The following is a 12,102-nucleotide window of genomic DNA, read 5'->3' on the forward strand; positions in this document are numbered from 1 at the left end:
ACGCGCTCCTCAGCGGGCGAATGCGCCGAGCGGAAAGGCGAAGGGAATCCATTGCCTCACGAGTTCCGGGCCCGCCACCAGGCAGACCAGGCCGGCACCGGCAAGAAAGGGACCGAAGGCCATGGGAATGTCCTTGTGCGCCAGCTTCCCGACAAGACGCAGCGTGAGGCCGATCACGGCGCCCACCAGCGATGAGACGAGGATGATGGCAATGAGATAGTCGGCCCCGAGCCATGCGCCGAGCGCCGCCAGCAGTTTGAAGTCGCCATGCCCCATGCCTTCCTTGCCCGTGACCAGGCGATAGCCATGGTACACAAGCCACAGGCTCAGGTAGCCGAACACGGCGCCCCAGACCGCCGAACTCAGCGCAATGCCGGTCCAGCCCATGGCCGCGCCGACGAGCCCCAGCCAGAGCAGCGGGTAGTTGAGCGCATCGGGCAGGAACTGGGTGTCGAAGTCGATCAGGAACTGGCAGATCAGGAAGGCCGCGAACGCCGCCCAGAGCGCGCCGGCGGGCGTGAGGCCGAAGCGGTAGGCGCAAAGGGCGAAAAGCGCGCCGGTCACCAGTTCAACCAGCGGATAGCGCGGGCTGATGGACGTGCCGCAGGCGGCGCAGCGGCCCCGCAGCACCAGGTAGCTCAGCACCGGAATGTTCTGGTACCAGCGGATCTTGTGGCCGCAGGCGCCGCAGCGCGAGGCCGGGCGGGCGAGATCGAACGGCGGCAGCGCCTCAATGGCCACGGCCGCCTTGTCCGCAGCGGCTTCGAGCCCGGCCGGGGGCTGCGCCTTCGGCCCGAACACGAGCGTCCAGAGCGACGGAACATCCTTGGACGACATCAGGTTGGCCACGGCATCGGCCAGCCAGCCCCGGTACATCATGACCGGGGTGCGGTAGATCACCACGTTGAGAAAACTGCCGACCAGCAACCCCAGGACGCCGGCGAAAGCGGCGTCGAACTCCTGCGACACCAGCATCAAACGACCTGGCCCAACTTGAAGATCGGCAGGTACATCGACACCACGATGCCGCCGATGATCACGCCCAGGAACACGATGATGATGGGCTCCATCAGGCTCGAGAGGCCGGCGACCATGTCGTCCACCTCGGACTCGTAGAAGTCGGCGGCCTTGCCGAGCATGTGGTCGATGGAACCGGACTCCTCGCCGATGGCCGTCATCTGGATCACCATCGAGGGGAACAGGTTGACGTTGGTCATGGCCGTCGTGAGGCTGGTGCCGGTGGAGACTTCCTGCTGGATCTTGGCCGTGGCGTCGCCATACACGGTGTTGCCCGAGGCGCCGCCCACCGAGTCGAGCGCTTCGACCAGCGGAACGCCGGCCGCGAACATGGTGGCAAGGGTGCGGGTCCAGCGGGCCACGCACGATTTCTCGATCAGCGTGCCGAAGATCGGCACGCGCAGCAGCGCGCGGTCCATGACCCGCTGCACGCGTTCGTTGCGCTTCCAGGCCTGCAGGAAAAAGTAGGTGCCGCCGCCGATCACGCCGAAGATCAGCCACCAGTAGGAGACGAAGAATTCGCTCATGGCCATCACGAACAGCGTGGGCGCGGGCAGGTCCGCGCCGAACGAGGTGAACACCTGCTTGAAGGCCGGAATCACGAAGATCATGATGATGGCCACCACCACGAACGCGACCACCACCACGGAGGTGGGATACATCAGCGCCGACTTGATCTTCGACTTGATGGCCTCGGTCTTCTCCATGTAGGTGGCCAGCCGGTCCAGCAGGTCTTCCAGGATACCGGCCGCTTCGCCGGCTTCCACCAGGTTGCAGTAGAGGTTGTCGAAATACTTCGGAAACTTGCGGAAGGCCGCCGACAGCGAGGTGCCGGTCTCCACGTCGCTGCGGATGTCGTTGAGCAGCTTGGCCACGCTCGGGTTGGCATTGCCGCGGCCCACGATGTCGAAGGACTGCAGCAGCGGCACGCCAGCCTTCATCATGGTGGCCAGCTGGCGCGTGAAAATCGCGATGTCCTTGGGCTTGATGGACTTGCCCGAGCGCATGCGGCGCTTCTTGATCTTGGACGCCAGAACCCCCTGGCGCCGCAGGGCGGCCTGCACCTGGTTCTCGCCGGCGGCCCGGAGCTCGCCGCGCACCAGCTTGCCGTTGCGGTCCTTGCCCTCCCACTCGTAGACAGATTCCTTGAGCGTGTTCGAGGTGCGGGGGGATGCCACTGTTGCCATTCGATCTCCGATTTCTTGCAGTGTGTTCGTTATTCGTTGGTGACCGCCACCACTTCTTCGAGTGAGGTGAGCCCTTGCATGACTTTTCGCAGTCCCGACTGGCGCAGCGAGCGCACGCCCTCGGCCTCGGACTGGCGCGCGATGTCCTGTGCGCTGCCGTCGCGCAGGATGATGGCCTGGATGGCATCCGAGATCGGCATCACCTGGTAGATGCCGACCCGGCCCTTGTAGCCGTTGCTGCACGCCGCGCAGCCGACCGGCCGATAGGGCTTCCAGGTACCGTCGAGCTGTTCTTCCCTGAAGCCCGCGTCGAGCAGCGCCTGGCGCGGCACGTCGGCCGGCGCACGGCACATGTGGCACAGGCGCCGAGCGAGCCGCTGCGCGGTGATGAGGATCACGCTGGAGGCGATGTTGAACGGCGCAATGCCCATGTTCCGCATGCGCGTGAGCGTGGTCGGCGCGTCGTTGGTGTGCAACGTCGAGAGCACCAGGTGGCCCGTTTGCGCGGCCTTGATCGAGATGTCGGCGGTTTCGAGGTCGCGGATTTCGCCGACCATGATGATGTCGGGATCCTGCCGCAGGAAGGCGCGCAGCGCCGCCGCGAAGGTGAGTCCGGCGCGCTCGTTGACGTTCACCTGGTTCACGCCCGGCAGGTTGATTTCGGAAGGGTCTTCCGCCGTTGCGATGTTGACGCCGGGCTGGTTCAGCAGGTTCAGGCAGGTGTAGAGCGACACCGTCTTGCCCGAACCCGTCGGGCCCGTCACCAGCACCATGCCGTAGGGGCGGCTGATCGCATGCAGCAGGCGCTCCTTTTCGTCGGCGTCGTAGCCCAGGGCGTCGATGCCCAGGCGCGCGCTGCTCGGGTCCAGGATACGGATCACGATCTTCTCGCCGAACAGCGTGGGCAGCGTGCTGACGCGAAAGTCGATGACACGGTCGGGCCCGATCTTGAGCTTCATGCGGCCGTCCTGCGGCACGCGCTTCTCGGAAATGTCGAGCCGTGAAATGACCTTGATGCGCGAGGCCAGCTTGTCCTTGATGAGCGTGGGCGGGCTCGCGATCTCGCGCAGCTCGCCGTCGATGCGAAAGCGCACCCGGTAGTTGTGCTCGTAGGGCTCGAAGTGGATGTCCGAGGCCCGCATGCTGACGCCGTCCAGCAGCATCTTGTGCAGGAAGCGTACGACCGGCGCGTCCTCGACCTCGGCGATGGCCTGTTCGTTGGCATCGCCCGAAGTGTCTGCCGTGACGTCGTCGAACTCGAACTCGGCGCCGACGATGCTGTTGATGGTTTCCGCCGCGCTGACCGCGGCGGCTTCGATCATGCGCGAGAGCTTGTCGTATTCGGCGATGACCCAGTCCACGCCCATCTGGGAGGCGAACTTGATCTTTTCCACCGCCTGCTGATCCGAGGGGTCGGCCGTTGCAACGATGAGACGGTTGTTGCGCTTGCTGAGAACCACGATCCGGTAGGCGTGGCACAGCTTCGGGTCGAGCAGGTCCTTGGGCAGGCGCTGGTGGTCGATGGCGTCCAGGTCCAGCAGCGGCGCGCCGAAGGCGCTGGACAGCGTGTGGGCAAGGTCGGCGGCCGAGACGGCGCCGCTGCCGGTCAGCTCGGCAATGAAGCTGGTACGGCCGTTCAGCGACTTTTGATAGATGTCTTCCGCGGTCTTCGCAGGAAGCTTGCCGGCCGACACCAAGGCACGCGCAAGGCCCGGGAGGGCGATTTGCGTGTTTTCTTTAACAGGAAGTTCGGCAGCAGCCATTCAGCGAATTGCAAGAGATGTGAAAAAGTGCTTCACGATCATCGCTGAACGACCCGTCCCTGTAAATCGCTACGCAGCAACAGGCACGGGCATTATTTGTGCCAGCCAAAGGCTGGTCGGGGTGAGAGGATTCGAACCTCCGGCCTCTACGTCCCGAACGTAGCGCTCTACCAGGCTAAGCTACACCCCGATTGGTTGCAAAAAAAGAGAAGTCGTCCTTGCCAACTCTTGTGAGGTGTTCAGGCACGTCGCTCAAGCAACTGAGCCGCCAATTGTAGCAAACCGTCGGCATGCAAATTGGACGGAAAGTCGCGCAATGCATGAATCGCGCGTTTTGCCTCGTCGGCTGCGGCGGCGCGCGAGGCTTCCAGGGCGCCGGTGGCGTGGACGATTTCGACGATCTTGCCCAGCTGGGCGGTGTCGCCGGCCTCGATGGCCGCACGCACCAGCGTCGCCTGTGCAGGGCTGCCGCGCCGCATGGCGAAGATCAGCGGCAGCGTCGTCTTGCCTTCGCGCAGGTCGTCGCCCACGTTCTTTCCCGTTTCGTGTGCGTCGCCGGCGTAGTCGAGCACGTCGTCGATCACCTGGAAGGCCGTGCCCAGGGCCTGGCCGTAGGTGGCGCAGGCTTCCTCGACTTCGGGCGTGGCGCCCGCCAGCACGGCGGCGAGCCGTGTGCTGGCCTCGAAAAGCTTGGCGGTCTTGGAGCGGATCACGCGCAGGTAGGCGGATTCGTCCAGCGTCGCGTCATGCATGTTCATCAGCTGTAGCACTTCGCCTTCCGCGATCACGTTGGTCGCCTCGGCCAGAATCTGCATGACGCGCATGTTGTTTGCATCCAACATCATCTGGAAGGCGCGCGAATAGAGGAAGTCGCCGACCAGCACGCTGGCCGGGTTGCCGAACGATTCGTTGGCCGTCGGGCGCCCGCGCCGCAGGGTCGATTCGTCGACGACGTCGTCGTGCAGCAGTGTGGCCGTATGGATGAATTCCACCACCGCCGCCAGGTTGAAGCGCTGCTCGCCCGTGTAGCCGAGCGCGCCCGACATGAGCAGCAGCAGCGCCGGCCGCAGGCGTTTGCCGCCGGCGGAGATGATGTACTTCGACACTTGGCTGACCAGGGGCACGCCCGTGTCGAGGCGCTGCGCGATCACACGGTCGACTTCGACCATGTCGCCGGCGATCAAATCCAGCACGGTGGCGGTGGGGGAGGTATCGGCGGCGTGAACTGGCAAGGCGTTTGCGCGCAGCGCGTCTGAATGCGAAAGTGACAGCGGCACAAGGCCGGAAGGCGCAGATTATAGGGAGGAGCGCGCGCCGCCCCGGCGACCCTCCGGCTCAAACCATGTTAGCGCGTGCAAACCGTGCTAGAATCTTGGGCTCTGCGGAATTCGCCGTAGAGCTCATTCCTTAAGAGGTTCACATGTACGCGGTCATAAAAACCGGCGGCAAGCAGTATCGCGTTGCTTCCGGCGAAAAAATTAAAGTAGAACAGATTGCTGCGGATGTAGGCCAGGAAATCGTGATCGATCAGGTTCTTGCAGTCGGCAACGGCAGCGAAATCAAGATCGGTACGCCCCTGGTGTCCGGCGCAACGGTGACAGTCACGGTACTGTCGCACGGCAAGCACGACAAGGTCGGCATCTTCAAGATGCGCCGTCGCAAGCACTATCAGAAACGTCAAGGCCATCGCCAGCAGTTCACCGAACTGCAAATCGGCGCGATCGCCGGCTAAGGAGCAAATTCCATGGCACAGAAAAAAGGCGGCGGCTCAACGCGAAACGGGCGCGATTCCAAGCCCAAGATGCTCGGTGTGAAGGCCTTCGGCGGCGAACTGATCAGCGCAGGCTCGATCATCGTGCGCCAGCGCGGCACCCAGTTCCATCCCGGCGTGAACGTCGGCGTGGGCAAGGACCACACGCTGTTCGCACTGGTGGACGGCCACGTGTCGTTCGGCGTCAAGGGCGCACTGAACAAGCACATGGTCAACGTGACCCCGGCATAAGCCCGAGTCACTTCGATCAGCTCGAAGCCCCGCTTTGTCGGGGCTTCTTCATTTGTACACTGGATACCCCATGAAGTTCGTCGACGAAGCCTTCATCGACATCGCCGCAGGCGATGGCGGCAACGGCTGCGTGTCGTTCCGTCATGAAAAATACAAGGAATTCGGCGGCCCCAACGGCGGCGACGGCGGCCGCGGCGGCCATGTCTACGCGGTGGCCGATTCCAACCTCAACACCCTGGTCGACTTCCGCTATTCGCGCCGCCACGAGGCCAGGCGCGGCGAGCACGGCATGGGCTCCGACATGTTCGGCGCCGCGGGCGACGACATCCTCCTCAAGATGCCCGTCGGCACCATCATCAGCGACGCCGAAACCGGCGAAGTGCTGTACGAGCTGCTGAAGGAAGGCGAGGTCGTCACCATCGCCAAGGGCGGCGACGGCGGCTTCGGCAACATGCGCTTCAAGAGCGCCATCAATCGCGCCCCGCGCCAGAAGACCCCGGGCTGGCCGGGCGAGAAGAAGAGCCTCAAGCTCGAGCTCAAGGTGCTTGCCGACGTCGGCCTGCTCGGCATGCCGAATGCGGGCAAGTCGACCCTGATCAGCGCCATCTCGAACGCGCGCCCGCGCATCGCCGACTATCCCTTCACCACGCTGCACCCGAACCTCGGTGTCGTGCGCGTCGGCCCGGAGCAGAGCTTCGTGGTGGCCGACCTGCCCGGGCTGATCGAAGGCGCATCCGAAGGCGCGGGCCTCGGCCACCTGTTCCTGCGCCACCTGCAGCGCACGCGGCTCTTGCTGCACGTGATCGACATGGCGCCGTTCGACGATGCTGTCGATCCGGTCGCCCAGGCCAAGGCCATCGTGGGCGAACTCAAGAAGTACGACGCCGCGCTCTATGAAAAGCCGCGCTGGCTGGTGCTCAACAAGCTCGACATGGTGCCGGCGGACGAGCGCGCCGCACGCGTGAAGGACTTCGTCAAGCGCTTGCGCTTCAAGGGCCCGGTGTTCGAGATCTCTGCGCTCACGCGCGAGGGCTGCGAGCACCTGGTGCAGGCCGTGTACCAGCAGGTCAAGGCGCAGCAGGCGGCGGAACACGTGCCGGTCGAGGTCGACCCGCGCTTCGTCGAGCTGCCGCCCGATACTTCTTCCTCCTCCTGACGCTCCGCACGCCGCATTCACGACCGCCACGCCCCCCCATGACCTCGAACTCCGGATCCACTGCCTTGCGGGATGCCCGCCGTATCGTCGTCAAGGTGGGCTCCAGCCTCGTGACCAACGAGGGGCGCGGTCTCGACGAGGCGGCCATCGGCGAATGGTGCCGGCAGCTGGCGGTGCTGGTGCAGGGCGGGCGCGAGGTCGTGATGGTGTCCAGCGGCGCCATTGCCGAAGGCATGAAGCGCCTGGGCTGGCGCACGCGGCCGCACGAGGTGCATGAACTCCAGGCCGCCGCGGCCGTCGGGCAGATGGGCCTGGCCCAGATGTACGAGACCAAGCTGCGCGAGAACCAGATCGGCAGCGCCCAGGTGCTGCTCACCCATGCCGACCTGGCCGACCGCGAGCGTTACCTCAATGCGCGCTCGACCCTCGTCACGCTGCTCGGGCTGGGCGTGGTGCCGGTCATCAACGAGAACGATACGGTCGTCAACGACGAGATCAAGTTCGGGGACAACGACACGCTGGGCGCGCTGGTGGCCAACCTGGTCGAAGCCGATGCGCTGGTGATCCTCACGGACCAGAAGGGCCTCTACACGGCCGACCCGCGCAAGGACCCGGACGCGAAGTTCGTGCACGAGGCGGCGGCCGGTGACCCGGCGCTCGAAGCGATGGCGGGCGGGGCGGGCTCCAGCCTGGGCCGCGGCGGGATGATCACCAAGATCCTTGCTGCCAAGCGCGCCGCCGGCTCGGGCGCCTCTACCGTGATCGCCTGGGGCCGCGAGCCCGACGCCCTGCTGCGCCTCGTGCACGGTGAATCCATCGGCACGCTGCTGGTGGCGCAGACGGCCAAGCACCAGGCGCGCAAGCGCTGGATGGCGGACCACCTGCAGCTGCGCGGCGCGGTCACCGTCGATGCCGGCGCGGCCGCCAAGGTGCGTGCCGAGGGCAAGAGCCTGCTGCCGATCGGCATGACCGGTGTCTCGGGCGAGTTTTCGCGCGGCGACGTGATCGCCGTGCGCGACGCCGACGGCGTGGAACTCGCCCGCGGCCTGGCCAACTATTCGAGCGTCGAGGCCCGGCTGCTGTGCCGCAAGCCCTCGGCGGAGTTCGAGCGGCTGCTGGGCTATGTGGCGGAGCCGGAAATGGTCCACCGCGACAACATGGTGCTGATGCGCGGCTGATGAAGGCGGGGCGCCGGGGCCCCGCCGGGTCACTTCACTACTGCACTTCCCGCACCGGATTGCGCAGGTTCTGGACCATGTCCCCGACCGAATTGCGCGGTGCATTGCCGCGGCACAGCGCCTGGCTCGACAGCGCCGAGGCGTAGCGCGAGTTCAGGTCGCTGATGCGCTTCCACTCCGGCGTCTTCGTTTCCTGCCAGGCGCCGTTGTTGTAGCGCGCGTAGCTCTTCATTTCCCCGGTCGAGCAGCGCACCCCTTCGTAGAATGCGTTGACGCCGCCGCCATCGCGGTTCTGCGCCACCACCACGTAGCGCACGATGCCGTCGCGGGTGATGGCAATGGTTTTCGGATCGACGCCGAACTTCAGGCTCATGTAGGGCGGCATCGAGATCGGTTCGAGGCGCTTTGCGTCGAAGGCGGGCGGGGGCGGAGCCTCGGTTTCCTTCCATTCGGCGTCGGTCTCGTAGCGCTTGGGCGCCGGCTGCATGCCGGCCTGCGCCCAGTCGGGGTTGTCCGTGTCGTGCGTGCCCGATGCGCATCCGGCCAGCAGGGCCAGGCACGCGGCGAGCAGGGTGCCCTCAGCGCTGCGACGGAAGGAAGGGCGCTTTGTTGTGGGGAAGAGGGGAAGGGTCATCGCTCGCAGAAGTAATGTCGGGATGCGGATCGAAACTGCCGCCGGGCGGCAGGTCCAGCCCCGCGGGCGCGCCGCCATCGGGCATGTGGCGCTCGAACTCACGGGCGCGCACATTGCTGCGCAGGAAGCGGTTGCGGAAATCCTGCCGCGGCAGGTAGCGAGCAAGCTCGGTCAGTGCCATCTCGTAGACGCCGCGTTTGAATTCGACGACCACATCGAGCGGCACCCAGTAGTCGTGCCATCGCCAGGCGTCGAATTCGGGGTGGTCGGTCGCGCGCAGGTTCAGATCCCAGTCGTGACCGATCAATTGCAGCAAATACCAGATTTGCTTCTGGCCCTTGTAGTGGCCCCGTGCGTCACGGCGAATGAACCGATCCGGCACCTCGTAGCGCAACCAGTCACGGGTACGGGCCACGATGCGCACGTGCTCCGGATGGAGTCCGACTTCCTCGTGCAGTTCCCGGAACATGGCTTGCTCGGGACTTTCGCCGCGGTCGATGCCGCCTTGCGGAAACTGCCAGGAATGCGTGCGTATGCGTTTGCCCCAGAAAACCTGGTTTCTCTGGTTGAGCAGGATGATGCCGACGTTGGGCCTGAAGCCGTCCCGGTCGAGCATAATCAAACCCCAATTTTTGAACTGAGTCGATTATGCATGCCGGGTTGCACACGGCAAGCGGCCAGTTCGAGGCCCGCGGGTTCCCGGAGGTCTCTCCGCCGGCATCCGTCTTCCCCACGATTTTTGAATCCACCAGCGCGATCCCGATGAAAGCTTCCCGATTTTTTGTCTCCACCCTCAAGGAAGCGCCCGCTGACGCCGAGGTCGCGAGCCATCGGCTCATGATGCGCGCGGGCATGATCAAGAAGCTCGGCACGGGCATCTACACCTACATGCCGATGGGGCTGCGCGTGATCCGCAAGGTCGAGGCGATCGTGCGCGAGGAAATGAACCGCGCCGGCGCGGTCGAGCTCACGATGCCCGTGGTGCAGCCGGCCGAGTTCTGGCAGGAGACCGGCCGCTTCGACAAGATGGGCCCCGAACTGCTGCGCATCAAGGACCGGCACGACCGCGACTTCGTGGTCCAGCCCACCAGCGAAGAGGTGGTGACCGACATCGCGCGCCAGGAAATCCGCAGCTACAAGCAGCTGCCGAAGAACTTCTACCAGATCCAGACCAAGTTCCGCGACGAGCGCCGTCCGCGCTTCGGCCTGATGCGTGGGCGCGAATTCATCATGAAGGACGCCTACAGCTTCGACCGCGACCTGGGTGCGGCCAAGGCCAGCTACCAGGTCATGGCCGATGCCTACCGCCGCATCTTCGACCGCTTCGGCCTGCGCTACCGCGCCGTGGCGGCCGACAGCGGCGCCATCGGCGGCGACCTGAGCGAAGAGTTCCAGGTGATTGCCGCCACCGGCGAAGACGCCATCGTCTACTGCCCCGGCAGCGACTACGCGGCGAACATGGAGAAGGCCGAGGCGCTCGCTCCGGCCGGTCCGCGCCCGGCGGCGGCCAAGGCGCTCGAGAAGACGCCCACCCCCGGCAAGAGCACCTGCGCCGACGTGGCCGAACTGCTCGGCGTGCCGCTGTCGACCACGGTCAAGTCGCTGGTGCTGGCAACGGACATCGTCGACGAGGCCGGCAACCCGAAGGGGTCGCAGGTCTGGCTGCTGCTCTTGCGCGGCGACCACGACATGAACGAGATCAAGGTCGGCAAGGTGCCGGGCCTGGACAAGGGCTTCCGCTTCGCGACGCTGGCCGAGATCGACGATCACTTCGGCTGCAAGCCCGGCTACCTCGGCCCGCTGAGCCTGAAGAAGCCCGTCAGGCTCGTGGCGGACCGCGAGGTGATGGTCATGGCCGACTGGATCACCGGCGCCAACGAGATCGACTTCCACATGACCGGCGTCAACTGGGGCCGCGACCTGCCCGAGCCCGAACTGGTGGCCGACCTGCGCAACGTGGTGGCCGGCGATGCCTCGCCCGACGGCAAGGGCGTGCTCGCGATCGAGCGCGGCATCGAGGTGGGCCATGTGTTCGTGCTCGGCACCAAATACAGCAAGGACATGAACGCCACCTACCTCGACGAAGCCGGCAAGCCGCAGTTCCTCGAGATGGGCTGCTACGGCATCGGCATCACGCGCCTGCCGGCCGCCGCCATCGAGCAGAACCACGACGAGCGCGGCATCATCTGGCCGGACGCGCTGGCGCCGTTCACGGTGGTGGTGTGCCCGATCGGCATGGACCGCAGCCCCGAGGTCAAGGTGGCGGCCGAAGCGCTCTACGAGCAGCTGCTCGCGGCCGGCGCCGACGTGCTGCTGGACGACCGCGGCGAGCGCCCGGGCGCGATGTTCGCCGACTGGGAACTGATCGGCGTGCCGCACCGCGTGGTCATTTCCGACCGCGGCCTGAAGGAGGGCCAGCTCGAATACCAGCACCGCCGCGACACGGCGGCCACCAAGGTGCCTGCCGCCGGCATCGCCGAATTCATCGTCGGCAAGCTCGCCAAATGAGTCTGGAGGGCGGCCTCTCGCGACGCCGGTGCCTGGTGGGCGGCGCCGCGGCGGCGGGCGCCCTGGCCGCGTTGTCGCTGCCGCAGGCCGCGCGCGCCGGCGCGCAGATCGAGGAGCCGCTGATCGATTCGGTGCGCACCGCGCTGAGTTCGGCCGTGCACAACAAGGCGCCGCCGGTGCCCGAGTTCTCGAACACCGAGGCCCGCCTGACCTACCTGCGCTGGCTGGGCGAAATGAGCGAACGCCTCAAGAAGAAGATTGCCGACTGGCCCACGCGCAAGGAATTCCTGCAGACCGTCTGGTATGAAGCCAAGCGCTCGGGCCTGGACGTGAGCCTGGTGCTCGGGCTGATCCAGGTCGAGAGCAACTTCCGCAAGTTCGCGGTGTCCAGCGCCGGTGCGCGCGGCTACATGCAGGTCATGCCGTTCTGGACCCGCGTGATCGGCGACAGCGACCCGGCCAAGCTGTTCCACATGCAGACCAATCTGCGTTTCGGCTGCGTGATCCTGCGCCACTACCTCGACCGCGAGAACGGCGACCTGTACATGACCCTCGGGCGCTACAACGGCAGCCGAGGCAAGGCGCCGTACCCCAACGCCGTGTTCGCGAACCAGCGCCTGTGGACCTTCGTGGACCGCGACCGCTCGGCCGCCTGAG

Annotated in this window: 12 protein-coding genes and 1 tRNA gene; 6 read left to right on the plus strand and 7 right to left on the minus strand. The window is 65.8% G+C overall.

Annotated elements, in window-relative coordinates; translation table 11 throughout:
* Window positions 1-9 precede the first annotated feature (9 nt).
* The 5 genes from EJO66_RS25005 to EJO66_RS25025 all read right to left on the minus strand — a co-directional run bounded on the left by EJO66_RS25005 (window position 10) and on the right by EJO66_RS25025 (window position 5,199).
* Entirely contained in the window at window positions 10-975 is a 966-nt protein-coding gene (locus EJO66_RS25005) for a prepilin peptidase (protein WP_124960749.1), read from the minus strand.
* Window positions 975-2,204 (minus strand): type II secretion system F family protein, encoded by a 1,230-nt coding sequence (locus EJO66_RS25010; protein ID WP_124960750.1) that lies wholly within the window; start codon window positions 2,202-2,204, stop codon window positions 975-977. Before EJO66_RS25010 ends, EJO66_RS25005 begins: the two co-directional genes overlap by 1 nt.
* Before the next feature lie 29 nt (window positions 2,205-2,233).
* Window positions 2,234-3,967 (minus strand): type IV-A pilus assembly ATPase PilB, encoded by a 1,734-nt coding sequence (gene pilB / locus EJO66_RS25015; RefSeq protein ID WP_124960751.1) that lies wholly within the window; start codon window positions 3,965-3,967, stop codon window positions 2,234-2,236.
* 113 nt (window positions 3,968-4,080) lie between these two features.
* A tRNA-Pro gene (locus EJO66_RS25020) sits at window positions 4,081-4,157 on the minus strand.
* A gap of 49 nt (window positions 4,158-4,206) precedes the next feature.
* Window positions 4,207-5,199 carry a polyprenyl synthetase family protein gene (locus tag EJO66_RS25025; protein ID WP_124960752.1) on the minus strand — a complete coding sequence of 331 codons (993 nt, stop codon included), beginning with the start codon at window positions 5,197-5,199 and terminating at the stop codon, window positions 4,207-4,209.
* A 188-nt stretch (window positions 5,200-5,387) separates the two neighbouring features.
* Here EJO66_RS25025 and rplU point away from each other — a divergent pair, with 188 nt between their 5' ends.
* From rplU to proB, 4 genes are all read left to right on the plus strand, one after another.
* Window positions 5,388-5,699, plus strand: a complete 312-nt coding sequence (gene rplU, locus EJO66_RS25030; RefSeq protein WP_015866992.1) for a 50S ribosomal protein L21 — start codon at window positions 5,388-5,390, stop codon at window positions 5,697-5,699.
* A gap of 12 nt (window positions 5,700-5,711) precedes the next feature.
* A complete protein-coding gene (gene rpmA / locus EJO66_RS25035; protein WP_015866991.1) occupies window positions 5,712-5,969 on the plus strand; it encodes a 50S ribosomal protein L27 in 258 nt (85 codons plus the stop codon).
* A gap of 70 nt (window positions 5,970-6,039) precedes the next feature.
* Window positions 6,040-7,125, plus strand: coding sequence for an Obg family GTPase CgtA (cgtA, locus tag EJO66_RS25040; protein ID WP_124960753.1), 1,086 nt, complete (start codon window positions 6,040-6,042; stop codon window positions 7,123-7,125).
* A 38-nt stretch (window positions 7,126-7,163) separates the two neighbouring features.
* Window positions 7,164-8,303 carry a glutamate 5-kinase gene (gene proB, locus EJO66_RS25045; RefSeq protein ID WP_124960754.1) on the plus strand — a complete coding sequence of 380 codons (1,140 nt, stop codon included), beginning with the start codon at window positions 7,164-7,166 and terminating at the stop codon, window positions 8,301-8,303.
* Window positions 8,304-8,340: 37 nt separating this feature from the next.
* Here the strand turns inward: proB and EJO66_RS25050 are convergent, their stop codons facing one another.
* Window positions 8,341-8,937 (minus strand): CNP1-like family protein, encoded by a 597-nt coding sequence (locus EJO66_RS25050; RefSeq protein ID WP_124960755.1) that lies wholly within the window; start codon window positions 8,935-8,937, stop codon window positions 8,341-8,343.
* Entirely contained in the window at window positions 8,882-9,553 is a 672-nt protein-coding gene (locus tag EJO66_RS25055; RefSeq protein ID WP_124960782.1) for an RNA pyrophosphohydrolase, read from the minus strand. Before EJO66_RS25055 ends, EJO66_RS25050 begins: the two co-directional genes overlap by 56 nt.
* A 146-nt stretch (window positions 9,554-9,699) precedes the next feature.
* Here EJO66_RS25055 and EJO66_RS25060 point away from each other — a divergent pair, with 146 nt between their 5' ends.
* Both EJO66_RS25060 and EJO66_RS25065 read left to right on the plus strand, forming a co-directional pair.
* Window positions 9,700-11,445 (plus strand): proline--tRNA ligase, encoded by a 1,746-nt coding sequence (locus EJO66_RS25060; protein ID WP_125966422.1) that lies wholly within the window; start codon window positions 9,700-9,702, stop codon window positions 11,443-11,445.
* Window positions 11,442-12,101 carry a lytic transglycosylase domain-containing protein gene (locus EJO66_RS25065; RefSeq protein ID WP_124960757.1) on the plus strand — a complete coding sequence of 220 codons (660 nt, stop codon included), beginning with the start codon at window positions 11,442-11,444 and terminating at the stop codon, window positions 12,099-12,101. The genes EJO66_RS25060 and EJO66_RS25065 overlap by 4 nt, the downstream gene beginning before the upstream one ends.
* The last annotated feature ends 1 nt before the right edge of the window (window position 12,102 follow it).

Source organism: Variovorax beijingensis, from assembly GCF_003951285.1.
GTDB lineage: Bacteria > Pseudomonadota > Gammaproteobacteria > Burkholderiales > Burkholderiaceae_C > Variovorax > Variovorax beijingensis.

Bases quoted from the DNA above. Each gene is read 5' to 3' on its own strand.
- EJO66_RS25005 (WP_124960749.1), bottom strand. From the start codon at position 975: ATGCTGGTGTCGCAGGAGTTCGACGCCGCTTTCGCCGGCGTCCTGGGG.
- EJO66_RS25010 (WP_124960750.1), bottom strand. From the start codon at position 2,204: ATGGCAACAGTGGCATCCCCCCGCACCTCGAACACGCTCAAGGAATCT.
- pilB (WP_124960751.1), bottom strand. From the start codon at position 3,967: ATGGCTGCTGCCGAACTTCCTGTTAAAGAAAACACGCAAATCGCCCTC.
- rplU (WP_015866992.1), top strand. From the start codon at position 5,388: ATGTACGCGGTCATAAAAACCGGCGGCAAGCAGTATCGCGTTGCTTCC.
- rpmA (WP_015866991.1), top strand. From the start codon at position 5,712: ATGGCACAGAAAAAAGGCGGCGGCTCAACGCGAAACGGGCGCGATTCC.
- cgtA (WP_124960753.1), top strand. From the start codon at position 6,040: ATGAAGTTCGTCGACGAAGCCTTCATCGACATCGCCGCAGGCGATGGC.
- proB (WP_124960754.1), top strand. From the start codon at position 7,164: ATGACCTCGAACTCCGGATCCACTGCCTTGCGGGATGCCCGCCGTATC.
- EJO66_RS25050 (WP_124960755.1), bottom strand. From the start codon at position 8,937: ATGACCCTTCCCCTCTTCCCCACAACAAAGCGCCCTTCCTTCCGTCGC.
- EJO66_RS25055 (WP_124960782.1), bottom strand. From the start codon at position 9,553: ATGCTCGACCGGGACGGCTTCAGGCCCAACGTCGGCATCATCCTGCTC.
- EJO66_RS25060 (WP_125966422.1), top strand. From the start codon at position 9,700: ATGAAAGCTTCCCGATTTTTTGTCTCCACCCTCAAGGAAGCGCCCGCT.
- EJO66_RS25065 (WP_124960757.1), top strand. From the start codon at position 11,442: ATGAGTCTGGAGGGCGGCCTCTCGCGACGCCGGTGCCTGGTGGGCGGC.